The organism is Sphingobium phenoxybenzoativorans (assembly GCF_001757355.1).
In the GTDB taxonomy this organism is placed as follows: Bacteria; Pseudomonadota; Alphaproteobacteria; order Sphingomonadales; family Sphingomonadaceae; genus Sphingobium; species Sphingobium phenoxybenzoativorans.
Window position 1 is genome coordinate 18,655 of record NZ_MINO01000035.1, and the last position, 23,221, is coordinate 41,875.

Annotated in this window: 22 protein-coding genes and 1 tRNA gene; 18 read left to right on the plus strand and 5 right to left on the minus strand. The window is 65.2% G+C overall.

What is annotated here, in order from left to right; genetic code table 11:
* Window positions 1-437: 437 nt before the first annotated feature.
* From BHQ40_RS15460 to BHQ40_RS15470, 3 genes are read left to right on the plus strand one after another with little or no spacing between them, the layout of a single operon-like run.
* Complete coding sequence (locus BHQ40_RS15460; RefSeq protein ID WP_070156778.1) at window positions 438-965, plus strand: sterol desaturase family protein; 528 nt, start codon at window positions 438-440, stop codon at window positions 963-965.
* Window positions 966-1,025: 60 nt separating this feature from the next.
* On the plus strand, window positions 1,026-1,892 hold the full coding sequence (gene lgt, locus BHQ40_RS15465) for a prolipoprotein diacylglyceryl transferase (protein ID WP_070156757.1): 867 nt from the start codon (window positions 1,026-1,028) through the stop codon (window positions 1,890-1,892).
* Window positions 1,893-1,896: 4 nt separating this feature from the next.
* On the plus strand, window positions 1,897-2,952 hold the full coding sequence (locus BHQ40_RS15470) for a class I SAM-dependent methyltransferase (RefSeq protein ID WP_070156758.1): 1,056 nt from the start codon (window positions 1,897-1,899) through the stop codon (window positions 2,950-2,952).
* A 173-nt stretch (window positions 2,953-3,125) separates the two neighbouring features.
* On the opposite strand, the gene BHQ40_RS15475 is transcribed toward BHQ40_RS15470, so the two are convergent.
* From BHQ40_RS15475 to BHQ40_RS15485, 3 genes are all read right to left on the minus strand, one after another.
* Complete coding sequence (locus BHQ40_RS15475) at window positions 3,126-4,127, minus strand: inorganic phosphate transporter (RefSeq protein WP_070156759.1); 1,002 nt, start codon at window positions 4,125-4,127, stop codon at window positions 3,126-3,128.
* Window positions 4,128-4,140: 13 nt separating this feature from the next.
* Entirely contained in the window at window positions 4,141-5,256 is a 1,116-nt protein-coding gene (locus BHQ40_RS15480; protein WP_070156760.1) for a DUF47 family protein, read from the minus strand.
* 62 nt (window positions 5,257-5,318) lie between these two features.
* Window positions 5,319-5,392 (minus strand) — tRNA-Gly (locus tag BHQ40_RS15485).
* A 242-nt stretch (window positions 5,393-5,634) separates the two neighbouring features.
* Between BHQ40_RS15485 and BHQ40_RS15490 the strand changes: the two genes are divergently transcribed.
* Complete coding sequence (locus BHQ40_RS15490) at window positions 5,635-6,591, plus strand: alpha/beta fold hydrolase (RefSeq protein WP_070156761.1); 957 nt, start codon at window positions 5,635-5,637, stop codon at window positions 6,589-6,591.
* 107 nt (window positions 6,592-6,698) lie between these two features.
* A complete protein-coding gene (locus tag BHQ40_RS15495) occupies window positions 6,699-6,920 on the plus strand; it encodes a hypothetical protein (RefSeq protein ID WP_070156762.1) in 222 nt (73 codons plus the stop codon).
* A 5-nt stretch (window positions 6,921-6,925) separates the two neighbouring features.
* Here BHQ40_RS15495 and BHQ40_RS15500 read toward each other — a convergent pair whose 3' ends face one another.
* Both BHQ40_RS15500 and BHQ40_RS15505 read right to left on the minus strand, forming a co-directional pair.
* Entirely contained in the window at window positions 6,926-7,144 is a 219-nt protein-coding gene (locus BHQ40_RS15500; protein ID WP_070156763.1) for a hypothetical protein, read from the minus strand.
* A gap of 85 nt (window positions 7,145-7,229) precedes the next feature.
* On the minus strand, window positions 7,230-7,463 hold the full coding sequence (locus BHQ40_RS15505) for a YMGG-like glycine zipper-containing protein (RefSeq protein WP_070156764.1): 234 nt from the start codon (window positions 7,461-7,463) through the stop codon (window positions 7,230-7,232).
* Between the two features lie 199 nt (window positions 7,464-7,662).
* On the opposite strand from BHQ40_RS15505, the gene BHQ40_RS15510 reads away from it, so the two are divergent.
* The 13 genes from BHQ40_RS15510 to BHQ40_RS15570 form a co-directional block, all read left to right on the plus strand.
* Window positions 7,663-9,147, plus strand: coding sequence for a carboxylesterase/lipase family protein (locus tag BHQ40_RS15510; RefSeq protein WP_070156765.1), 1,485 nt, complete (start codon window positions 7,663-7,665; stop codon window positions 9,145-9,147).
* A gap of 183 nt (window positions 9,148-9,330) precedes the next feature.
* Complete coding sequence (locus BHQ40_RS15515; protein WP_070156766.1) at window positions 9,331-10,092, plus strand: SDR family NAD(P)-dependent oxidoreductase; 762 nt, start codon at window positions 9,331-9,333, stop codon at window positions 10,090-10,092.
* 1 nt (window position 10,093) lies between these two features.
* Window positions 10,094-10,990, plus strand: a complete 897-nt coding sequence (locus tag BHQ40_RS15520) for an ROK family protein (RefSeq protein ID WP_070156767.1) — start codon at window positions 10,094-10,096, stop codon at window positions 10,988-10,990.
* 164 nt (window positions 10,991-11,154) lie between these two features.
* Complete coding sequence (locus BHQ40_RS15525; RefSeq protein WP_070156768.1) at window positions 11,155-13,260, plus strand: TonB-dependent receptor; 2,106 nt, start codon at window positions 11,155-11,157, stop codon at window positions 13,258-13,260.
* Between the two features lie 5 nt (window positions 13,261-13,265).
* Window positions 13,266-14,669 (plus strand): FAD-binding oxidoreductase, encoded by a 1,404-nt coding sequence (locus tag BHQ40_RS15530; RefSeq protein WP_070156769.1) that lies wholly within the window; start codon window positions 13,266-13,268, stop codon window positions 14,667-14,669.
* A gap of 196 nt (window positions 14,670-14,865) precedes the next feature.
* Window positions 14,866-16,191 (plus strand): MFS transporter, encoded by a 1,326-nt coding sequence (locus BHQ40_RS15535; protein WP_070156770.1) that lies wholly within the window; start codon window positions 14,866-14,868, stop codon window positions 16,189-16,191.
* 53 nt (window positions 16,192-16,244) lie between these two features.
* The gene (locus tag BHQ40_RS15540) at window positions 16,245-17,030 is read left to right on the plus strand and encodes a helix-turn-helix domain-containing protein (RefSeq protein ID WP_139139319.1); all 786 of its coding nucleotides are present in this window, start codon (window positions 16,245-16,247) and stop codon (window positions 17,028-17,030) included.
* On the plus strand, window positions 17,027-17,734 hold the full coding sequence (locus BHQ40_RS15545) for a FadR/GntR family transcriptional regulator (protein WP_070156771.1): 708 nt from the start codon (window positions 17,027-17,029) through the stop codon (window positions 17,732-17,734). Before BHQ40_RS15540 ends, BHQ40_RS15545 begins: the two co-directional genes overlap by 4 nt.
* Before the next feature lie 245 nt (window positions 17,735-17,979).
* Window positions 17,980-18,069, plus strand: coding sequence for a K(+)-transporting ATPase subunit F (kdpF, locus tag BHQ40_RS25755; protein ID WP_070156772.1), 90 nt, complete (start codon window positions 17,980-17,982; stop codon window positions 18,067-18,069).
* 9 nt (window positions 18,070-18,078) lie between these two features.
* Entirely contained in the window at window positions 18,079-19,782 is a 1,704-nt protein-coding gene (gene kdpA, locus BHQ40_RS15555) for a potassium-transporting ATPase subunit KdpA (protein WP_070156773.1), read from the plus strand.
* A 12-nt stretch (window positions 19,783-19,794) separates the two neighbouring features.
* Window positions 19,795-21,831 carry a potassium-transporting ATPase subunit KdpB gene (kdpB, locus tag BHQ40_RS15560; RefSeq protein WP_070156774.1) on the plus strand — a complete coding sequence of 679 codons (2,037 nt, stop codon included), beginning with the start codon at window positions 19,795-19,797 and terminating at the stop codon, window positions 21,829-21,831.
* Between the two features lie 11 nt (window positions 21,832-21,842).
* A complete protein-coding gene (gene kdpC / locus BHQ40_RS15565; RefSeq protein WP_070156775.1) occupies window positions 21,843-22,427 on the plus strand; it encodes a potassium-transporting ATPase subunit KdpC in 585 nt (194 codons plus the stop codon).
* Window positions 22,424-23,221: histidine kinase (locus tag BHQ40_RS15570; RefSeq protein ID WP_435593922.1), on the plus strand; the 798-nt coding region annotated here is incomplete at its 3' end. The genes kdpC and BHQ40_RS15570, both read left to right, overlap by 4 nt.

Sequence of the window (23,221 nt, forward strand, 5' to 3'; positions counted from 1 at the left end):
CCCCTCCCCTCAAAGGGGAGGATTTTTCAGGTCCCGAACTGGCCGGAGAGCACCTCCCCCTTCGTCATTCCCGCGCAGGTCGCAGGGAGGCGCGTGACTCGCTGCGAAACCCATCTCTCCCATTAGCCCGACGCGCCCGAGGCGCATTGGGTCCCCGCTTCCGCGGGGATGACGGGAGGGGTGGATTTTGGACGACAGCTTCTAGCCCTCTCCCGTTTACGGGAGAGGGTTGGGTGAGGGTCTTGCCTCTTTGCGAGAAAGAGGCACGGACCTTCGGTTCGCTTGCCCTCATCCAACTGCGCCCAGTTCGCTGCGCTCTCAAGGCTGCAATCCCTTCTCCCGCCTGCGGAAGAAGGGTTCAACGGCCATTATTGCCCGCCAACCGCCATCAAAACCATCCGGTTCCCTCCCCTCTCCATCATCGCTATACCACCCCCATGTCCTTTCCCCTGCTCACCCTGATCTTCCTTGCCACCGTCATGGCGATGGAGGGGTTTGCCTATGTCATGCATCGCTGGGTGATGCATGGGCCGGGCTGGGTGCTGCACGCCAGCCACCACCGGCCGCGCACTGGCTTCTGGGAATTGAACGACCTGTATTTTGTGATCTTCGCCACGCCATCCATCCTGCTCCTGCTGGGCGGGGTGCAGCTTGGCTGGGGCGGCTGGGCGACGGCGGTGGGCGCGGGCATCGCCGCCTATGGCGCGATCTATCTCGGTTTCCACGACATCATCGTGCATCAGCGGGTGCCGCATCGCTATGTCGCGCGGTCCCGATATATGAAGCGCATCGTCCAGGCCCATCGCCTGCACCACGCCGTCGAAACCAAGGAGGGCACGGTCAGCTTCGGCTTTCTGGTCGCGCCCCGGCCGGAAGCGTTGAAGGCGGAACTGGCGCGGCGCGGCCGTGCGGGCGTCCGCATGCCCTCCGCCGCTGCGGCGAGCCTGCGCGAAACGGGCGTCTGAAAGCCGCTTGGTATCGCCCGGCACTTCCTTTATGCAGGCGCAAAATAGCGAGGAAACGCCTTGATCCTGACCATTGCGGCCGCCGCCGCTTCGCACATCCGCTTCGAGGATCTGGGCCTCAGCCCGGTCGCGCTCGACCTCGGCTTCTTCACGCTGAAATGGTACAGCCTCGCCTATCTGGCGGGCATATTGATCGGCTATTGGTATCTGCTGAAGCTGATCCGCCAGCCGGGCGCGCCGATGGCGCGCCGCCATGCCGACGACATGATCTTCTACGCGACGCTCGGCATCATCATCGGCGGGCGGCTGGCCTATGTGCTGTTCTACCAGCCGGAGATTCTCCAGCATCCGCTCGACATATTCAAGCTGTGGAATGGCGGCATGTCGTTCCACGGCGGCGTGATCGGCGTGTCGCTCGGCATCCTCTATCTCGCCCGCAAGGAAGGGCTGAGTTGGCTGCGCGTGCATGATTATGTCGCCTGCTGCGTGCCCTTCGGCCTGTTCTTCGGCCGCCTCGCCAATTTCGTGAACGGCGAATTGTGGGGCAAGGAAACCGATGTGCCCTGGGCGATGGTCTTTCCGACCGGCGGCCCCTTCGCCCGCCATCCCAGCCAGCTTTACGAAGCCGTGCTGGAGGGGTTAGTCCTTTTCCTTATCCTCTGGTTCGCCTTCTGGAAAACCAAGGCGCGCTACCAGCCCGGCAAGCTGGTCGGCATCTTCCTGCTCGGTTACGGCCTTGCCCGGTTCAGCGTGGAATTTTTCCGCGAGGCGGATGTGCAGTTGCTGGAATTCGCGCACCGCACCGGCCTGCACATGGGCCAGTGGCTGACCCTGCCGATGATCGCCGGCGGCCTCTACCTGATCGCCACGGCGAAGGGCCGGCGGGTCCGCGTGGAGCCCACCGCCGGAAGCGCGAGTGTCTCCTGACCAGATGACGCTGGGCCAGCGGCTGGCCCGGCAGATTGAGGCGGGCGGGCCAATCTCCATCGCGCATTTCATGGGCGAGGCGAACGCCCATTATTATGCGGGCCGCGATCCGCTGGGCGCGGCGGGCGATTTCATCACTGCGCCGGAAATCAGCCAGATGTTCGGGGAGCTGGTGGGCCTTTGCCTTGCCGATGTCTGGATGCGGGCCGGGCGGAAGGGCGATCCCCTCTATCTGGAGCTGGGGCCGGGGCGCGGCACCCTGGCCGTCGATGCGTTGCGGGCGATGGCGTCGGCCGCGCTCGCGCCCAAGGTCCATTTCGTCGAGACCAGCCCCACCCTGCGCGACCGGCAGAAGGCCGCCCTGCCCCATGTGATATTCCACGACGATCTGGCCGATGTGCCCACGACCGGCCCGCTGCTGGTCGTCGCCAACGAATTTTTCGACGCGCTTCCGGTCCGTCAGGTCGAGCGGACTGAACAGGGCTGGCGCGAGCGGGTGGTGATCGGTGGCCTAGGCGAACCGGGGAAAAGCTTCATCCCCATGCCCGGATACCGCCCGATGGAATCCGCCGTGCCGGAGGCTCTGCGCAACGCCCCGGCCGGGTCTATCGTCGAGACATCCCCCGCCTCCGCCACGGTCGCGCTGGAGTTGGCGCAGCGTATCGCGCGGCAGGGCGGATGCGCGATCATCATCGATTATGGCTATGAGGGGCCAGCGGTCGGCGACACGCTGCAGGCGGTGCGCGGGCACCAGATGACCGACCCCTTCACCCATGTCGGGGACAGCGACCTGACCGCCCATGTCGATTTCACCATGATCGGCAATGTCGCACGGCAGGCGGGGCTGCGCGTGCATGGCCCGGTGGGTCAGGGCGCGTTCCTGACGGCGCTCGGCATCGATGCGCGGGCCGCTTCCCTGTCGCGCGGATCGCCGGAACGGGCGGCGGAACTGGAGCAGGCGCGGGACCGGCTGACGTCGGCCGCACAGATGGGCGAGCTGTTCAAGGTGATCGCGATTTGCCACCCCGACTGGGCCACGCCGGAGGGGTTTGGGGGGTAATTATTGGCTCTCAGCAGTCCGTTCGGGCTGAGCCTGTCGAAGCCGTGCCATTCTTCAGGGCGTACTCCTGCGAAAGCAGGAGTCCAGTTCGGAGCGTGGGACTGGGCTCCTGCCTTCGCAGGAGCACATCATCTTAGCAGGCAGGTCCGGCACACAGCCCGAACTACCCTGCTCTAAAACAGCCCCGCCAAGGCATAAAACCCGGCCCCGATCGCCGCCGCCGCGGGCAGCGTCACCACCCAGGCGACGATGATGTTGGATGCGACGTTCCACCGCACCGCCGACAGACGCCGCGACGCGCCCACGCCCACAATGGCCCCGGTGATCGTATGCGTGGTCGACACCGGCACGCCCAGATGCGTCGCCAGGAACAGGGTGATCGCACCGCCGGTTTCCGCGCAGAAACCCTGCGCCGGGGTCAGCCGGGTGATCTTCGATCCCATCGTATGCACGATCTTCCATCCGCCCATCATCGTGCCCAGCGCCATCGCCGCCTGACAGGACAGCACCACCCAGAGCGGCACATGAAAGCCGCCCTGCAATATCCCCTGCGAATAGAGCAGCACGGCGATGATCCCCATCGTCTTTTGCGCGTCATTGCCGCCATGGCCGAGCGAATAGAGCGAGGCGGACACAAGCTGCAGCTTGCGGAACCACTGGTCGGCCCGCTGCGGCGTGAATCGCACGAACAGCCAGGAGATGAGCAGCACCAGCATCAGCGCCAGGAACAGGCCGATAGCCGGCGACATCACGATCGCCGCGCTGGTCTTGAACACGCCGCTCCACACCACCGCCGACAGCCCGGCCTTGGCAGTACCCGCCCCCAGTAGGCCGCCGATCAGCGCATGGCTGCTGCTCGACGGGATGCCCAATACCCAGGTGATGACGTTCCAGCTTATCGCCCCCATCAGCGCGCCGAAAATCACCTGCGCGTCGATGACATTCGCCTCGACAATGCCCTTGCCCACCGTCTCCGCGACATGCAGGCCGAAGAACAGGAAGGCGATGAAGTTGAAGAAAGCGGCCCAGGCGACGGCGAACTGCGGTTTCAGCACACGGGTCGACACGATGGTCGCAATCGAATTGGCCGCGTCGTGCAGGCCGTTCAGGAAATCGAACAGCAACGCCACGCCGATCAGCGCGACGAGCAGGGGAAAGGCGATGTGCGCGTCCATCGGCCGGGCGCGATCAGGCGTGGTCGATCACGAGACCCTGGATCTCGTTGGCGACATCCTCAAACCGGTCGGTCACTTTTTCCAGATGGCTGTAGATTTCATTGCCGACAATGAAGTCCATCGGATTGCCCTTGCGCGCCGACTGGAACAGCGCCTTCAGCCCGGCCTCGTGAATCTCGTCCGCATGGCCCTCCAGCTTGACCAGCCGCTCCGTCAGATCGTGCAGGCGGGGACCGTTGATGCTGATCGAGCGCAGCAGCGGCATCGCCTCCGCCGTGATCCGCGCCGCTTCGACGATGATGGCGCTCATATCCTGCATCTGCGGCGTGAAGCTGGTCAGCTCGTACAGTTCCACGGCCTTGGCGGTCTGGTTCATCTGGTCGATGGCGTCGTCCATGACGCCGATCAGGCCAGTAATCGCGCTGCGGTCGAACGGCGTCACGAAGATGCGGCGCACATCCTGCAGCACCGCGCGGATGATGTCGTCCGCCTCATGCTCCCGGTCGCTGATCTCGCGAATCCGGTCGGCCATGTCCGGCCCGCCCTTCAGCAGTCGGCTGAGCGCATCCGCACCGGCGACCAGCGTCCCGGCATGCTCCTCAAACTGTTCGAAGAAATTTCCCTGCTTGGGCATCAGGGCCTGAAACCAGCGCAGCATGGGTATCCTCTCTCCAGACCTCTCGCGCAGCCACAGCACCGCGCGCAGGAATATACCGGGTTCTTTAGGGGGTTCGCGAAAAGCCGCAATGATCGATTTCAGGTCCGGTTCGGCCACTGCCTGGGCCGCATCGGGAACGGAGAACCAGCGCAATTCCCGTTCGCCACGCTCCGGCCAGTCCGCCACTTGCCCGGTGACGGCCAGCGGAAAGACGTCCACCGTCGCCCGGCGCGTTTCCCCGTCCCGCCGCGTCTTGGCATAAGCGTAGCGGCCGAGCGGCGCGGGGCAGGCGACGCCCTTGATCCCCGCCTCCTCAAACGCCTCGACCTCGGCGGCGCGATGCGCGGCCAGTCCCTTGATCCGGTTGCCCTTGGGAATCACCCAGCGCCCGGTGCCGCGCGAGGTGATGAGCATGACCTGCATCACGCCATCGGCATCGGTTGTATAGGGAAGGGCGGCGACCTGGCGGATGACGGGATTCCTGTGGGGATTGGGGACGCGGCCATCAAATCCCGGAATGTTTGCGAAAAGTCTGGAGCGGGTAGCGGGGATCGAACCCGCATCACAAGCTTGGAAGGCTAGTGCTCTACCATTGAGCTATACCCGCAAACCATTCTGAACATTGAAGAAATCGGAAAATTGCAGATCATCTGCCGCCGCTTTGCTCCAATGCGTTCGCGCCAGTGCCACAATCACCGGCATATCGTCAACTTATGGGTGGCGAATTTGCCTTCGCCAGCACGCCAGGCACACGATGCGCGGGCAGTCCGGCAATTCCTCTCGACCTGTTTTCTGGATACACTTATGCACATGGTGTGACCACATGCGGATAGAGGAAAAGCCATCATTATGACCAGCGCATTATTGGCCGGAGAAAGGATTTCCGGGTTCGGGTCGGTGCATGACGCGCCGGAACTACCCGCGGGCTTCACCGACATGTTCGAAAGCTATCGCATCAGGGCGGGGGACCTCCGCCTGCATGTGGTGATAGGCGGGGACGGCCCGCCGCTGCTGCTGCTCGCCGGCTGGCCGGAATGCTGGTATGCGTGGCACGCACTGATGCCGGCGCTGGCCCGCAACTTCACGCTGATCGTCCCCGACCCGCGCGGGTCCGGCCTATCCGACAATCCGGATCATGGCTATGACGGCGATACGATGGCCGGGGACATGTTCGCGCTGATGGATGTTCTGGGGCACGCGCGTTTCGCCATGGTCGGCCATGATATTGGCGAATGGACCGCCTTCGCCATGGCCTCGCTGAAGCCGGAGCGGATTGTCCGGCTGGCGATCGGCGAGGCGATGGTCCCAGGCGTATCCCCGTCCCCGCCGCTGGTCAGCGACGACAGGCAGATCAGCGATTTTCTGTGGCACAAGAATTTCAACCGCGCGCGGGAGGTGAATGAGAAGCTGGTGTCGGGCCGGGAGGAGATTTATTTCGGCCATCAATTCGCGTCGAAGGCGGCCTCGCCGGACGCCGTTCCCGCCCATGCCCGGCAATTCTACATCCAGTTGATGCGCGATCCGGCCAATCTGCGCAGCAGTTTCGAATATTATCGCGACCTTGACCTCACCATTCCCCAGAACAAGGCGCATGTCGCGCGGGGGAAATGGCCGATGCCGGTGCTGACTTTCGCGGGGGCCTGGGCGTGCGGCGACCTGATCGCGCAGGAAATCGCGACGATGGCGGACGACCTGACATCGGTGGTGGTTCCCGAATGCGGGCATTTCGTGCCGGAGGAGAAACCCGCCGCGCTTCTGGCCGCGCTGGAGCCGTTTCTGGAGCCATATGCCCGCGGCCAGGACTGATCACAGGACTGGCCCCAGCACTGACCATTGCCGGATGGCGTAACGGAACGATAAGGCCGTTGCGGACTTCTCAGACTGCGGGACATCATGCCATCCGGGGAGACATTATGAAGGGTCTGCTGAAATTAGGGGCGATCGGGCTGTTCTCGGCCTTCCTGTTCCGCCTGCTCAACAAGGTCAGCGAGATGGCGGAGGAGCCGAAGCCTTATCCGTCGATCCGCGACGCCGGGCCGGAATATCAGGAAGGGATAGACGCCAAGGACTGGGATCTGGTCGACGAGCAATCGGACGAATCCTTTCCGGCCAGCGATCCGCCCGGAAATTACTGAACCGGCTATTGAACGTCGCGTGAGGACGCCATGGCCTGGCGCAGCGTGCGCAGGTCAAGCACGCCCTGTCCCTGGCCCGGTTCGCGGCGGCGGCGCATCGCCTCCACCCGGTCGATCAGCGCGCTGATCGGCTGCGCGGGCGCGGACGCCCGCCCCGGATTGAGCAGGAGTTGCCGGTGGATATTCTGGCTCACATGAAACAGCGCGTCCTGCAGATAATCCATGATCGCTCGTCCTTTGGATGATGGACGATCTTTAGCGAAACCATGGTTAAGCAACGGTTAGCGCGCTGTCCCCGGCAGAGAGGAATCAGTCGCGCGGACGGCGCTTTTTCTTGCCGTCATTGTCGCCGATGATCGCGCCGGCGGTGCCGCCGATGATCGCGCCTTCGGTGGTGCCAAGGCCGGTCGCGCTCCCGACGACCGCGCCGCCCGCGCCGCCGATCAGGCCGCCGCGCGTCGCCCCGCGCGAACAGGCGCTAAGGGCCAGGGCAGAGCCTGCGATCACGGTTATCAGGACAAGCTTGGATGAAATGGGGCGCATAGAGTGTCTCCTTCGATCCTGACCGAACGGCTTCCCGCTACGCGCGTTCCCGTCCCGCCTGTTACATTTGATTGCTCGACCTCCTGCCCCCTCATTCCTGCCCCTTCCGGCAACGATGGAGAGCCGGGATGCAAAGCCAACGGCATCGCGCGGGTGCCCCGCGCCGCCTATCATCGGCAAAACTGAGTCTGGAGCTGGAATGCCTGAAGCCCTTGCGCAAACGACCGCTGGTCCGGTGCGCGGCACGACCGGAGGAGGCGTCACCCGTTTCCTCGGCATCCCCTATGCCGCGCCGCCCGCCGGTCCGCTGCGATTTGCAAAGCCGCAGCCGCCCGCCGCATGGGCGGAGGTGCGCGACACCACCACTCCCGGCCCCAACGCGCCGCAGAAGATCAGGGGCGTGCCCGGCCTCGACGTCATCCCGCTGGTCGGCGGCGGCTGGCAAGCCGGCGACGACTATCTGACGCTCAACATCTGGCGTCCGGCGGCGGAGACCATCGGCGCGCCGGTGATGGTGTTCATTCATGGCGGCGGCTTCGTGCTGGGCAGCAAGGATGCGGCGGTTCAGGACGGATCGGCCTTCGCCCTCGACGGCATACTATTCGTCGCGATTAATTACCGGCTGGGGACGGAGGGGTTTCTGCCCATTCCGGGCATCCCCACCAATCTGGGTCTGCGCGACCAGATCGCCGCGCTGGAATGGGTGCAGCAAAATGCCGCCGCCTTTGGCGGAGACCCGGCCAACGTCACCGTCTTTGGCGAATCCGCCGGGGCCATGTCGGTCGCCAATCTGGTGGCGTCGCCGCTGGCCAGGGGCCTGTTCCGCCGGGCCATCGTGCAGAGCGGCCACGGCGGCATGACACGCGACATCGATGTGGCGCAGCGGCTGGTCCGCAAGCTGGCGAAGCTGCTGAAAATCACGCCCGACCTTGCCGGGTTCGCCAGCGTCGCACCCGGTGACATGCTGGACGCGCTGGAGAAGGTATCCGCTCCAACGACGCGCATCGACCTGCGCGACGCGGACGGGCGTGAACCGGTGTTCGGCATCAGCCGCTTCGTGCCGGTGCATGGCGACGATGTGCTGCCGGTCAAACCCCTTGCCGCACTGGCGGACGGCGCGGGCGCGGATGTCGACCTGCTGATCGGCACCAATGCGGAAGAAATGAATCTCTATTTCGTGCCGACCGGCGTGCGGGACAGGATCGGCCGCCTGCTCTCCACCTATGTCCTGCACCGGTCTCAGCCGCAGGCGCGCAAGGTGCTGAAAGCCTATGGCATGGGCGCAAAGGGCGTGAAGCCCGGCCATGCCTTCACCCGCGCGCTGCACGATCTGGTGTTCCGCTGGCCCGCCCGCCGCTTTGCGGAGGAGCATCGCGGCCGCACGCATATGTATGAGCTGGAATGGGGTTCGCCGCGCTACGGCGGACAGCTTGGCGCATGCCATGCGATGGAATTGCCCTTCATATTCGACACGCTGGCCAGCGTGACCGGGCCGGAAGGATTAGTCGGCGAAAACCCGCCGCAGGGCCTGGCCGACCGGGTTCACCGCATATGGGTCGACTATGCCCGGACCGGCGCGCTCCCCTGGGCGGAGTTCACGCGGGACCAGCGCACTGTCTACCAGCTCGAACGCGGCGAGGCGGTGCAGGAGCCGGTCATGCCGGCGGCGCCGTTTCTACCATAATCCAGCCCGTTCGGGCTGAGCCTGTCGAAGCCTCTTTGGGAGTTCGCCTTGATCAACCGAACACGAAACGTGCTCCTGCGAAAGCAGGAGCCCAGTCCCGCCGTCTAAACTGGGCTCCTGCCTTCGCAGGAGCACGCGTTGATCTGAATGGCGCAGACGAATGCAAGTCATAGGGACCGTTTTATGTACCTGAACCGCCTGAAACTCACCGGCCGCACCGCACTGGTCACTGGCGGCGCGAGCGGCATCGGGCTTGCCTGTGTCGAGGCGCTGGCGGAGCTTGGCGCGCATGTGACCATCGCGGACCTGAACCCGGCGTCGATCGACGCCGCGAAGCAGGAGATGGCGGCGAAAGGCTATGCCGTGGGCGGTGCCGTCATGGATGTGACCGACTCCGCACGGGTAACGCAAGTCGCAGACCAGCTTGGCCTCATCGACATCCTCGTGAACAATGCCGGCATCGCCCGCAGCGAAACCCCGGCCGAGACGGTCGCCGACGAACATTGGCTCAACGTCATCGACGTCAACCTCAACGGCACCTTCTGGTGCGCGCGCGCCTTTGGTCGTCACATGCTGGCGGCGGGCAAGGGCAGCATCGTCAATGTCGGATCGATGAGCGGCTTCATCGTCAACCGGCCGCAGGAGCAGAGCTATTATAACGCATCGAAAGCGGCGGTGCATCAGCTCACCCGGTCGCTGGCGGCAGAGTGGGCCAGCAGGGGTGTGCGGGTGAATGCGGTCGCGCCGACCTATATCCGAACCCCGCTGAACGAATTTGCCGACAAGGAAGGGGCGATGTATCGCCGCTGGATCGATTCCACGCCGATGGCGCGGCTGGGCGAGGTGGAGGAAGTGGCGTCGGTCGTCGCCTTCCTCGCCTCCGATGCCGCCAGCCTGATGACAGGGAGCATAGTGCTTGCAGACGGCGGCTACACCTGCTGGTGACATGAACGATGGTCAGACCCCGCTGCTGGCGGGCGTGGAGCTTGGCGGCACAAAGATCATCTGCATTCTGGGCACGGGGCCGGAAGATGTGCGCGAGCGCGTCGAGCTGCCGACGGGAGCGCCAGACGCGACGCTGGCCGCCATCGCCGATGTGCTGGCGCGCTGGGACTATGCAGCGCTGGGCATCGGCACCTTCGGCCCGGTCGATCTTGATCCCGCCTCGCCCACCTATGGCTTTATCACCAACACGCCCAAGCCCGGCTGGCAGGGCACGCCCCTGCTTGGCCTCGCCTCCGGCCGCCCGGTCGCCATCGACACGGACGTTAATGGCGCGGCGCTGGCCGAGGGCCTTTGGGGTGGCGCGCAGGGGCTGACGAGCTGGGCCTATATCACCGTCGGCACCGGCATCGGCGTGGGCAGCATCGTCGCGGGCCAGCCGCTCCGGGGCCTTGGCCATTCGGAGGCGGGGCATGTCCGCGTTTCCCGCGTGCCCGGCGACAGCTTCCCCGGCACTTGCCCGTTCCACGGCGATTGCGTGGAGGGTCTGGCGAACGGCCCGTCGATAGAGGCGCGCGCCGGGATGCGCGGCCGGGATATTCCGCTGGATCATGAGGCATGGGCCTTCGCCGCCGACGCCCTGGCGATCCTGTGCCATGGCCTCGTTTTCACCAGCCTGCCGCAACGAATCCTGATGGGCGGCGGCGTGGCGATGGGCCAGCCGCAGATGCTGCCGATGATCCGCGCGCGCCTGATCGAGAGCCTGAACGGTTACTCCGCAGCCGCGCAGATTGCGGACAGGATGGACGATTATCTGGTGCATCCCGCCCTTGGCGCGGACGCCGGACCGCTGGGCGCACTGGCCCTCGCACAACAGGCTCTCGCCCGATCGGCCAACTGATCGCGCCGAACTGCACACCGGTTCGGACCCTTTTCACCTTTCGGATAGGTTTGACCTGTCATATAGGTTCCTCCCTGACCAGTCCGGCATGGTCCGCGCTGGCGGGTACGAGAGTTGAGCAGCGATCCGATGCAAGCGGACGCGATATGCTCCTGGGAGGATGTATGAATTTCAAGACTTTGCTCGTCGCCAGCGCTGCGTTCGTGAGTGCGATGCCCTTCGCCGCCGCGGCCCAGAGCGCCCCGGCCGGAGAAGAAGCATCCACCGACGAGATCGTCGTCACCGCCCGCAAGCGGCAGGAAAGTCTGCTCGACGTACCGATCGCGGTCTCGGCCGTGTCCGGCGACACGCTGGCGAAGCGCAACATCAATTCGGTGCGTGAGGCCGCCGTGCTGACGCCAGGCCTCAACATCTCCAGCGACGGCGCGGGCCGCGCCTTCGTCTCCATTCGCGGCGTCGGCGTGACGCTGGTGCAGACGGTGCAGCCGGGCGTCGGCCTGTTCATCGACGGCATCTACCGGCCCAACACCGCCTATCTCAACAACCCGCTGCTCGACGTCGAGCGGATCGAGGTGCTGCGCGGACCGCAGGGCACGCTCTACGGCAAGAATACGCTGGGCGGCGCGATCAACGTCATCACCCGCCAGCCCGGCAATGAATTCGAGGCGCGTGGCCAGGCAAGCTATGCGGGGCCGGACGATAGCTGGCTGGTCTCCGGCTCCGTGTCCGCGCCCATCGTGCAGGACAGACTGGCAATCCGCATCGGGGCATCGCATCGCCAGCAGCAGGGGTTCATCAACAACATCGTCGCTGGCGGCAAATCGAACAGCTTCAACACGGATTCGGTCAGCGGCACGCTGCGCTTCACGCCGGGCAATGATGTCGTCGTCGCGGTGAACGGCTATTATGACTGGGTGAAGGGCCACAACACGCCCTATGCCCGCGTCACTGGCCCGACCGACTACCAGCGCACCAACCAGTTCAACACGACCGGCACGACCACGTACAAATATCGCGGCATCAACGGCCGGATCGAGGCGCCGATCGATGCCATCAATACCAAGGTGACTTTGCTCGCCGCCTATGACGCGCGGGACACCAATTCGCCCAATTCGGACGGCGACTTCGGCCCGCTGGACGCGGTGCGGCTGAGCGGTACGGACCGGCTGCGCACCAAGACGGTCGAGCTGCGCTTCGACACGACGATCAGCGACACGCTCTCCACCCTGTTCGGCCTGTTCTACAGCCGCGAGACGTTCGACGCCGATGCGCTCACCAACATCCTGCTGCTCAATCGTTCGGTGCGCCAGATCGACCGGCGCGTCGGCGACACCTATGCCGCCTTCGGCACCATATTCTGGAAACCGAACCCGGACTGGGAAGTCGCGCTCGGCCTGCGGTACGATCATGAGGATCGCAAGGCGACCGGAACGATCGCGGGCTTCGCCATTCCGCCCGCCGCCATCAAGTCCAACGAGGTCGAGCCGCGCCTGTCCATCACCCGCCACTGGAATTCGCGGCTGATGAGCTACGCCTCGGCCGCGCGGGGCTATCGCGGCGGCGGCTTCAACGCCCCCAACGCGCCACTGCGCACCTATCAGGGCGACTCCGCATGGACCTATGAGATCGGCACCAAATATGCCTCGCCTACCTTCAACCTGTCGGGCGACATCTTCTACAGCGATTACAAACATTATATCGGGCTGAACTCGATCGCGCCTGCGGTGCCTGCGGGCCTCGTCACGGTCGACCTCAACGCCGGCAGCGTCGAAAGCTATGGCGCGGAGCTGGAGGCGCTGGTCCGCCCGACAACACAGTGGTCGATCTCTGCTGGCCTAACCTATATGCACGCCCGCTTGACCGACGCCTCGGAATATACGGCGGTCACCGGCCGCACCCTGTCGAGCGATCATCTGACCTTCCAGCCCGACTGGATGTATAATGTCAGCACCGATTATGTGGTGCCGCTGGGCGACAACAAGGTCACCTTCAACGCCAGCCTGAACGGCAAGGGCAAGCGCCTCGCCGCAACGCTCAACCAGACGACCCCAACCTTCCTGAAGGGTTATACGGTGGTCAACGGGTCTATCACCTTCGCCACGGCGGGCGGGATGGAGTTCGCGGTGTTCGGCAACAACCTGTTCAACAAGAAATATTATGAAAGCTATATCGAGCGGACGACGCTGGCCCTCGCCGGCCTGCCCGCGTCCGACCTGGGCATCATAGGCGATCTGCGCCGCTACGGCGTCCGCGCCAGCTTCCGGTTCTAGGGCCGATGTCCGCCCATTATCAGCCGCAACCGCGAAAGCCTCTGCCGGACGGGTTCCTTGAGGATGTGCGCGCACTCCTGGGCGACCGGCTCCAGCTTGGCGAGGCGATCCGGGCGCAGCACGGGGCGAGCGAGACGCATTTCGAACCGGCCCTGCCCGACGCCGTCGCCTATCCGCACTCGACCGAGGAGGTCGTCGCGCTGGTGAAGCTCTGCGTCGCGGCGGAGGTGCCGCTGATCCCGTTTGGCGCGGGCACGTCGATTGAGGGGAACACCATCCCCGTGCGCGGGGGCATCACGATCGACCTCAGCCAGATGGACGCGATCCTGTCGGTCAATGCGGAGGATTTCGACTGCACGGTGCAGGCGGGCGTCCGCCGCGAGCAGTTAAACGAGCATCTGCGCGATGTCGGCCTGTTCTTCCCGATCGATCCGGGCGCGAACGCCACGATCGGCGGCATGGCCTCCACCCGCGCATCCGGCACCAACGCCGTGCGCTACGGCACGATGCGCGACGCGATCCTGTCGCTGCGCATCGTGACGCCGGACGGTCGCGACATCCGCACCAGCCGCCGCGCACGTAAGTCAGCCGCCGGATATGACCTCACCCGCCTGATGATCGGCAGTGAGGGGACGCTCGGCATCATCACCGAAATCACTTTGCGCCTGCACGGCATACCGGAGGCGATCTCCGCCGCCGTATGCAGCTTCGACACGCTGGAGGGCGCGGTCGACACGGTGGTGCAATCCATCCAGATCGGCATTCCGCTCGCCCGCGTCGAAATACTCGACGACCTGCAGATGCGCGCCTGCAACCGCTGGTCGAAGCTCGATTATCCCGAACTCACCACCTTGTTTTTCGAATTCCACGGGTCGCAATCCTACGTGGACGAGCAGGTTCGAACGGTGAAGGACATTGCCGGCATGAATGGCGGCGGTGAATTTCGCTGGTCGAACCTGCCCGAAGAACGCTCGAAATTGTGGAAGGCCCGGCATGAGGCCTATTATGCCGCGGTCAATCTGCGCTCCGGCGCGATCGGCTGGGCGACGGACGTATGCGTGCCGATCAGCCGCCTCGCCCAATGCATTACGGAGACGAAGGCGGACCTCGACAAGTCCACCATCCCCGCAACGATCCTGGGCCATGTCGGCGACGGCAATTTCCATGTCGTCTTTTCCATCGATCCCAACGCGCCGGAGGAAATGGTCGAGGTGGAGACGATCAACGCCCGCCTCGTCGAGCGCGCGCTGGCGATGGACGGCACCTGCACCGGCGAACATGGCATTGGCATCGGCAAGCAGGAATGGCTGGTCGCGGAACTGGGCGACGCCGTCGACATGATGCGCATGATCAAGCGGGCGCTGGACCCCAAGGACCTGTTCAACCCGGGCAAGATCTTCGCGCTCTAGCGTGTCGTTTGTGAAACAAAATCCGTTCGCCCTGAGCTTGTCGAAGGGCTGCCCTTCTTCAGCGTTGAGAAGAAGGACAGGGCTTCGACAGGCTCAGCCCGAACGGTGGAGATGGTCCTGATTTAACACCGGACTCTACCTACGAACCAACTTGCTTCGCCCCCTGAACCACTCAGCAAGGCAGTAAGGAATTGCAATGAACAGCCCCTGCTCCGTCGCCATGCCCTTGGGTGACGAGGTTGAACCCTCTTTCCTGCGGTCGATTGTCCCGCTCCTCATCCTCGCGCTGGCGATGGCCTCCGGCTTCACGATGATGACATCGTTCAGTCTGGTGCAGGAGGCCGCCAAGGCGGAAATGCGCCTGAGTGACCAGATATTGGGGATCGTGCAGGGCGTGTCCGCCGCCGTGCCGCTGGTGCTGTTCTCGATACCCATCGGCATTCTCGTCGACCGCACCAATCGCGTCCGCCTGCTGATCGGCCTGGGGATCATCTGGACCTTGGGAACATTTCTGACGGCGGTGGCGCAGAGCGTGCCCATGCTGTTCATCGCGCGAATGCTGGCGGGGATCGGCACGACCGGCGGACTGACGGCGGCCCTGTCGCTTATCGCCGACCTGTGCATGCCAGCCCAGCGGGGCCGGGCGCTGCTGATCGTCACGCTCGGCAAGAGCCTGGGGCAAGCGGCCGCCTTCGCACTCACCGGCTGGCTTCTCGGCCTGTTCCTGACCCATAGCGCGCCCGCATGGTTCGGCGGCATGCCCCCGTGGCGCAGCACCCATATGGCGCTCGCCCTGATCAGCATGGCGGCGATCCTGCCCCTCCTCCTCATGCGCGAACCCGCCCGGCGGGAGGTCGCCGCCAGCACCCATGCGCCGTTCAAGGTGGTCGCGCATGAACTCTGGGCGCGCCGCGCCTTCCTGATCCCGTTGTTTCTGGGGCAGGTCAGCGTCGTCATGGCCGATGCCGCCGCCGCCATCTGGGCGTCGCCTGTCCTTTCGCGCAGCTACGGCCTCGCGCCGCAGGATTTTGCCGGATGGATGGGCGTGCTGATTTTCCTGACCGGCGTGCTCGGCGCGATCCTGGGCGGCTTCGTCGCCGATCTGGGGCAGAAAAGCGGGCGGCGCGGCGGCCTGCTGATCGGCGCGGTCGTGGCTGCGGGCATCGGCATTCCCGCGGCGCTCTATCCGGTCGCGCCATCGGTGCCGCTGTTCGGCGTCGCCCTTGGCCTGATGATCCTGTGCGGCACGATCACCGGTCTCTGCACCTCGGTCGCGCTGACGGTGTTCATGCCCAATGAAGTGCGCGGCCTGTGCATCGGCGCGTTCATCGCCATCGCCGGGCTGATCGGCTTCGGCATTGCGCCGACGCTGGTGACATGGGTGTCCGCCCTGCTCGGCGGGGAAAGCCATCTGGGTCAGGGCCTCGCCATTGTCGGCGTGATCGTCAGCGCGATTTCCCTCGCCGCCTTCTTTGTCGCCATGCGCCGCGCGCCCGCAGATGCCGTTCACGAACCTATCTGATAGCTATTGCAAAAGCTATCAGATAGGTTATGCTCGCCCAAAAGGAGAGAGCAATGGACGCAATCACTGTCATGGACAGGATAGACGTATCCCCGGAAATGATCAGCCTGGTCGGAACAGGCTCGGTTGGTTCCGATATTCCTTGCGCTAACACCGTCGCGTTCCTCATCGCTTTTGGCGTCGCCGAAGCGCCTCCAACCCTCTGCTTCCATGCCCGCCCGGCCCGCGAAATTCTGGACGCGGATCTCGGTAATCGCTTGATCCTGATCGTAAAAAGCGATGCTTGCCTGCGCATATTGGGCCACCCGCTTTCGTTGCGCGACGGCGGCGCCTATCATCTTCCCGCACCTCTCAGGGCCATCGCATTCACCATTCGCGATTGCGGCTTGCCGGAGGGTGCGCGCACCCCCTACCGCCTGGCCAAAAGCATCGAACTGCTCTGCGACATATTGCGCGCCCATGCCGATGGCGCAGTGATCCCGGTGGGCGCGGATGGCGTCCTCACCCATGCCGACAGCCAGCGCGTGCTGGCCGCCCGCCGCCTGATCGACGAGCGCTGGTCCGAAAAGCTGACGCTCGACATGATCGCGCGGTCCTGCGGCCTGAACCGGGCGAAGCTGACGCGCGGCTTTCGCGACATGTTCGACTGCAGCGTCGCCGACGCGATTTCCGACCAGCGGCTTGGCGAGGCCGGACAGATGCTGATCGCAACCGACCTGCCGGTTTCGTCGATCGGCTACCGGTGCGGCTATCTCAACAATGCCAGCTTCACCCGCGCCTTCGCCCGGCGCTTCGGGCTTGCCCCGACGCAATATCGCGCCCACAGGCTGGCGGCATGAGCACCAGGCCAACCGATGCGGGCGGATCGCTCGTGCATCAGGCGGTGCAGGCGGTGCGCAGCCACATCCGCCTTCATGACATGAAGGTTGGCGATACCCTGCCCGGCGAGGGGCAGTTCGCCACTGAACTGGGCGTCAGCCGCGCGGTGATGCGGGAGGCGTTCGGCGCTCTGGCCGCGCTCAAGCTGATCGATGTCGGTAACGGCCGCCGCGCGCGGGTCGGTGCCATGGACGGGTCGGTCATCGGCGCGTCGCTCGACCATGCCGTCTCCACTGCGCAGATCAGCGTTGCGGAGGTGTGGGACGTGCGCCGCACGGTCGAGGTGCGCATCGCCGCCCTCGCGGCCGAGAAAAGGACCGATGCGCAGGCGGAGCGCATCCTGGGTCTGGCCGAGGCGATGGCTGGCGCAATGGATGACCAGCAGCACATGATCCAATATGACATCGCCTTCCATGAGGCCATCGCACAGGCCGCAGGCAACGCGCTGTTCGCGCAGATCGTCCAGTCCTTCGCGCCGCTGATGGAGGTCGCCGTGCCGCAGGCGTGGCGCACCCGCACCAGTCAGGAGCAGAAGGATAATACGATAGAGCTGCACCGCGCGCTCGCCCGCGCGATCTTCGACGCTGATCCCGCCAAAGCCGCCGCCGCGATGGAGGCGCATTTCGTCACCTCCATCGGCGACATGCTGCGGGGCCAGGGGTAAGCCGGAGGCGATGTCGCCCCTATGATCGGGCCAAACGCCAAAATCATATGAAAACACTATGCAGATGGCCGCCTGCCAATCTCGCATTCAAATGACCGTCCCGCCTACATGACCCTCCGCGGCCGACCCCCGGCCGATGGAGCATGACATGCAGGATCTGGTCTGGATCAGCGCCCTTCTGGGGCTGTTTATGGCGAGCTTCGCCTATCTTCGCCTCTGCGGCGACGCTTGAGGGAGGCGCGGCGATGACCCTCGACCTCTGGCTCGGCGCCATCACGGCCTCCGGGCTTCTCATCTACCTTACCCTGGCCCTGTTCCGGCCGGAACGCTTTTAGGAGGCCGGGATGACATTCCAGGGATTCCTGCTGATCGCCGCTTTCGTCGCGATCCTGCTGCTCATCGCCAAGCCTGTCGGCCTTTGGCTTTTCGCCCTTTACGAAGGGCGGCGCACGCCATTGCACACCGTGCTCGGCCCGGTCGAGAACGGCTTCTACCGGCTTGCCGGGATCGACCCGGCGGCGGAACAGGGCTGGCGGCGCTATGCGATCCATATGATCGCCTTCAACGCGGTCCTGTTGCTGCTGACCTATGCCATATTGCGGCTGCAGAGCGTGCTGCCATTCAACCCGCTGCACTATCCGGGCGTATCGCCGGACCTGGCGTTCAACACCGCGATCAGCTTCACCACCAACACCAATTGGCAGAGCTATGCCGGGGAATCGACCCTGTCGAACCTCAGCCAGATGCTGGGCCTGACCATCCACAATTTCATTTCTGCAGCGACCGGCATTGCGCTCGCCTTTGCGCTGTTCCGCGGCTTCGCCCGGCGCAGCGCAAAGACCATCGGCAATTTCTGGGCCGATGTGACCCGCATCACGCTCTATCTGCTACTGCCCGCCTGCATCGTCTATGCGCTGTTCCTGATCGCCAACGGCGTGCCGCAGACGCTGGCCGGGTCGGTCGATGTCACCACGCTGGAGGGCGCGAAGCAGACGCTCGCCCTTGGCCCCGTCGCCTCTCAGGAGGCGATCAAGATGCTCGGCACCAATGGTGGCGGCTTCTTCAACGCCAACAGCGCGCACCCGTTCGAAAACCCCAATGCGCTCACCAATTTCGTGCAGATGCTGTCGATCTTCGCCATCGGCTTCGGCCTCACCTGGACCTTCGGCAAGGCGGTCGGCAATGTGCGGCAGGGCTGGGCGATCCTCGCCGCCATGCTCGTCATCTTCCTCGCCGGCGTCACCGTCACCTACTGGCAGGAGGCGGCGGGCAATCCCGTGCTCCACGGCCTGGGCGTCGCCGGCGGCAATATGGAGGGGAAGGAGGTCCGGTTCGGCATCGCCGCCTCCGCCTTGTTCTCGGTCGTGACGACGGCGGCGTCCTGCGGCGCGGTCAACGCCATGCATGACAGCTTCACCGCGTTGGGCGGCATGATCCCGCTGTTCAACATCCAGCTTGGCGAGGTCGTGGTCGGCGGCGTCGGGGCGGGCATATACGGCTTCCTGCTGTTCGCCATCCTCGCCGTGTTCGTCGCGGGCCTGATGGTCGGCCGCACCCCGGAATATGTCGGCAAGAAGATCGAGGCGCGGGAGGTGAAGCTCGCCATCCTGGCCATCGCCGTCCTGCCGCTGGTGATCCTGGGCCTCACGGCTGTCGCATCGGTCACGCAGGCGGGCCTTGCCGGGCCGCTCAACAAGGGGCCGCACGGCTTTTCGGAAATACTCTACGCCTTCACCTCCGCCGTGGGCAATAACGGCTCGGCCTTTGCGGGCCTGACCGCCAACACGCCCTTCTACAACGGCCTGCTGGGCGTCGCGATGTGGGTCGGCCGCTTCTTCATCATCATTCCAATGCTGGCGATCGCCGGAAGCCTCGCCGCCAAAAGCTATACGCCGGAAACCGCCGGTTCCTTCCCGACAACGGGCGCGCTGTGGACCGGGCTGCTGGTCGGCATCGTGCTGATCGTCGGCGGCCTCACTTTCCTGCCCAGCCTCGCGCTCGGTCCTGTCGCCGATCATCTCGCGATGATCCGTGGCCAACTCTTTTGACGAGGGCATTCCATGTCTCGCTCTAACCAGCCATCCCTGTTCACGGCCGACCTGATCACCGCCGCGCTTGGCGATGCAGTCCGCAAGCTCAATCCGCGGCAGCTCATCCGCAATCCGGTGATGTTCACCACGGCGGTCGTCGCGCTGCTGCTGACCCTGCTGCTGTTCGCCGGGCAGGACAGCCTGGGCATCGCCTTCAAGCTGCAGCTTGTCATCTGGCTCTGGCTGACCGTGCTGTTCGGCACCTTTGCCGAGGCGCTCGCCGAAGGACGCGGCAAGGCGCAGGCGGCGTCCCTGCGCGCCACCAAGGCGGAGCTGACCGCCAAGCGGCTGAAGGGCGATGGCGACGCCTATGAGGAGGTTCCGGCGACCGCATTGAAGGTCGGCGACCTGCTGCTGGTCGAGACCGGCGACCTGATCCCGTCCGATGGCGAAGTGGTCTGGGGCGTCGCCTCCGTCAACGAAGCGGCGATCACCGGCGAGAGCGCGCCCGTCATCCGCGAGGCGGGCGGAGACCGGTCCGCCGTGACCGCAGGCACCCGCATCCTGTCCGACCGGATCAAGGTGCGCGTCACCGTCAATCCGGGCGAGGGCTTCCTCGACCGCATGATCGCGCTGGTCGAGGGCGCGGCGCGGCAAAAGACCCCGAACGAGATTGCGCTGACGATCCTGCTCGTCGGCCTCACCATCATCTTCCTGATCGCGGTCGCGACGATCCCCGCCTTCGCCAGCTATGCGGGCGGCGGCGTCCCCGTCGCGATCCTCGCCGCGCTGCTGATCACGCTGATCCCCACGACCATCGCCGCGCTGCTTTCCGCCATCGGCATTGCGGGCATGGACCGGCTGGTGCGGTTCAACGTGCTCGCCAAGTCGGGCAAGGCGGTCGAGGCGGCAGGCGACATTGACACGCTGCTGCTGGACAAGACCGGCACCATCACTGTCGGCGACCGTCAGGCCAGCATCTTCAGGCCGGTATCGGGCGCGACGCCGGAACATCTGGCCGAGGCCGCCCTGCTCGCCAGCCTTGCCGACGAAACGCCGGAGGGCCGGTCCATCGTCATCCTCGCCCGCGAAAAATATGGCGTCCGCGCGCAGGCGCTACCCGACAATGCGGAGGTGATCCCCTTCACCGCGCAGACCCGCATTTCCGGCGTCACCGTCAACGGATCGACGATCCAGAAAGGCGCGGTGGATTCGATCCTGAACGCCAATCCGGATCTTGCCGGAACGGCTGCGGCCACGGAGCTGCGCCGCGTTACCGACGAAATCGCGCGGGCGGGCGGCACGCCGCTGGCCGTCGCGAAGGATGGCCGCCTGCTGGGCGCGATCTTCCTGAAGGATGTCGTGAAGGCGGGCATACGCGAACGCTTTGGCGAGTTGCGGGCGATGGGCATCCGCACGGTGATGATCACCGGCGACAATCCGCTGACCGCCGCATCGATCGCCGCCGAGGCCGGGGTCGACGATTTTCTGGCCCAGGCGACGCCGGAGGACAAGCTGGAGCTGATCCGCAAGGAACAGACCGGCGGGCGGCTTGTCGCCATGTGCGGCGACGGCACCAATGACGCGCCCGCGCTGGCGCAGGCGGATGTTGGCGTCGCCATGAACACGGGCACGCAGGCGGCGCGCGAAGCCGGCAATATGGTCGATCTTGACAGCGACCCCACAAAGCTGATCGAGATTGTCGGCCTGGGCAAGCAATTGCTGATGACGCGCGGCGCGCTCACCACCTTCTCCGTATCGAACGACGTCGCCAAATATTTCGCGATTATCCCGGCGATGTTCGTCTCCATCTATCCGGGCCTTGGCGTCCTCAACGTCATGGGTCTCGCCACCCCGCAGTCGGCGATCCTTTCGGCGATCATCTTCAACGCGCTTATCATACCGCTGCTCGTGCCGCTGGCGCTGCGGGGCGTCACCTACCGGCCGATCGGCGCGGGTCCGCTGCTCGCCCGCAACCTCGCCATCTACGGCCTGGGCGGCCTGCTCGCCCCGTTCGCCGGGATCAAGCTGATCGACCTTGTGGTCGGCGGCCTCGGCCTCGCCTGAAGGATATTGCCATGACCAAGGATTTCATCACCGCTCTCCGCCCGGCGCTTGTCATGACCGCGCTGTTCGCGCTGCTGCTGGGTCTCGCCTACCCGCTGGCGCTGACCGGCATCGGACAGGCCATCTTTCCGACGCAGGCGAACGGCAGCCTGATCGAACAGGACGGCCGGATCATCGGCTCCGCCATCGCCGGGCAGAATTTCACGAGCGACCTTTATTTCCATCCCCGCCCATCCGCCGCGGGCAAGGGCTATGACGGCCTCGCCTCCTCCGGCTCCAACCTCGGCCCCACCAGTCAGGCCCTTGCCGACCGGGTGAAGGGCGATGTCGCCGCTCTGCGCGAACCAGGCCGTCCCGTTCCGTCCGACCTGGTGACTGCCTCCGCATCGGGGCTTGACCCCCATATCAGTCCCGATGCGGCTTTTTATCAGGTCGGCCGGGTTGCGCAGGCGCGCGGCCTGCCGCCGGAAACGGTCCGCGCGCTTGTCGAACAGAGCGTGGAGCGGCCCCTGTTCGGCTTTATTGGCGAGCCGCGCGTCAATGTTCTGAATCTCAATCGACGGCTCGACCGGATAGGCGCTAATAGGGGCCAGTGAACAGCGTCCCGGACCGCCCCGAACCCGACGCCCTGCTGCGCCAGGCAAAGCAGGAGGGGCGCGGCCGCCTGAAGGTGTTCCTGGGCGCCGCGCCGGGCGTCGGCAAGACCTATGAGATGCTGCTCGACGGCAAGCAGCGGATCAAGGCCGGGGTCGATGTGGTGGTCGGCGTGGTGGAGGCGCATGGACGGCATGAAACCGAAATGCTGCTCCACGGCTATGAAGTCATCCCCCGCCTCAGCATCGCGCATCAGGCCCATACCCTGCTGGAAATGGACATCGACGCCATATTGGCGCGCCGCCCCGCGCTGGTACTGGTGGACGAGCTGGCCCACAGCAACGCACCGGGCAGCCGCCACCCCAAACGCTATCAGGATGTCGAGGAGCTGCGCGACGCGGGCATCGACGTCTATTCGACAATCAACATTCAGCATATCGAGAGCCTGAACGATGTGGTGGCGTCCATCACCCGCGTGCGGGTGCGCGAGACCGTGCCGGACTCCATCCTGGAATCGGCGGAGATCGAGGTGGTGGATATCCCGCCCGACGAGCTGATCGAGCGGCTGAAGGACGGGAAAGTCTATATTCCGGCGGAAGCCAGCCGGGCGCTCAACCATTTCTTCTCCAAGTCCAACCTCACCGCCCTGCGCGAACTGGCGCTGCGCCGCGCGGCGCAGGCGGTGGATGCGCAGATGCTGGACTATGCGCGGGCGCACGCGCTGGCCGGGAATTTCGCGGCGGGCGAGCGCGTCATCGTCGCCGTCAGCGAACAGCCCAGCGCGCCCGGCCTCGTC

Coding starts and splice junctions, on each gene's coding strand:
- BHQ40_RS15460 (WP_070156778.1), top strand. CDS start 438: ATGTCCTTTCCCCTGCTCACCCTGATCTTCCTTGCCACCGTCATGGCG.
- BHQ40_RS15470 (WP_070156758.1), top strand. CDS start 1,897: ATGACGCTGGGCCAGCGGCTGGCCCGGCAGATTGAGGCGGGCGGGCCA.
- BHQ40_RS15475 (WP_070156759.1), bottom strand. CDS start 4,127: ATGGACGCGCACATCGCCTTTCCCCTGCTCGTCGCGCTGATCGGCGTG.
- BHQ40_RS15490 (WP_070156761.1), top strand. CDS start 5,635: ATGACCAGCGCATTATTGGCCGGAGAAAGGATTTCCGGGTTCGGGTCG.
- BHQ40_RS15495 (WP_070156762.1), top strand. CDS start 6,699: ATGAAGGGTCTGCTGAAATTAGGGGCGATCGGGCTGTTCTCGGCCTTC.
- BHQ40_RS15500 (WP_070156763.1), bottom strand. CDS start 7,144: ATGGATTATCTGCAGGACGCGCTGTTTCATGTGAGCCAGAATATCCAC.
- BHQ40_RS15505 (WP_070156764.1), bottom strand. CDS start 7,463: ATGCGCCCCATTTCATCCAAGCTTGTCCTGATAACCGTGATCGCAGGC.
- BHQ40_RS15510 (WP_070156765.1), top strand. CDS start 7,663: ATGCCTGAAGCCCTTGCGCAAACGACCGCTGGTCCGGTGCGCGGCACG.
- BHQ40_RS15515 (WP_070156766.1), top strand. CDS start 9,331: ATGTACCTGAACCGCCTGAAACTCACCGGCCGCACCGCACTGGTCACT.
- BHQ40_RS15520 (WP_070156767.1), top strand. CDS start 10,094: ATGAACGATGGTCAGACCCCGCTGCTGGCGGGCGTGGAGCTTGGCGGC.
- BHQ40_RS15525 (WP_070156768.1), top strand. CDS start 11,155: ATGAATTTCAAGACTTTGCTCGTCGCCAGCGCTGCGTTCGTGAGTGCG.
- BHQ40_RS15530 (WP_070156769.1), top strand. CDS start 13,266: ATGTCCGCCCATTATCAGCCGCAACCGCGAAAGCCTCTGCCGGACGGG.
- BHQ40_RS15535 (WP_070156770.1), top strand. CDS start 14,866: ATGAACAGCCCCTGCTCCGTCGCCATGCCCTTGGGTGACGAGGTTGAA.
- BHQ40_RS15540 (WP_139139319.1), top strand. CDS start 16,245: ATGGACGCAATCACTGTCATGGACAGGATAGACGTATCCCCGGAAATG.
- BHQ40_RS15545 (WP_070156771.1), top strand. CDS start 17,027: ATGAGCACCAGGCCAACCGATGCGGGCGGATCGCTCGTGCATCAGGCG.
- kdpF (WP_070156772.1), top strand. CDS start 17,980: ATGACCCTCGACCTCTGGCTCGGCGCCATCACGGCCTCCGGGCTTCTC.
- kdpA (WP_070156773.1), top strand. CDS start 18,079: ATGACATTCCAGGGATTCCTGCTGATCGCCGCTTTCGTCGCGATCCTG.
- kdpB (WP_070156774.1), top strand. CDS start 19,795: ATGTCTCGCTCTAACCAGCCATCCCTGTTCACGGCCGACCTGATCACC.
- kdpC (WP_070156775.1), top strand. CDS start 21,843: ATGACCAAGGATTTCATCACCGCTCTCCGCCCGGCGCTTGTCATGACC.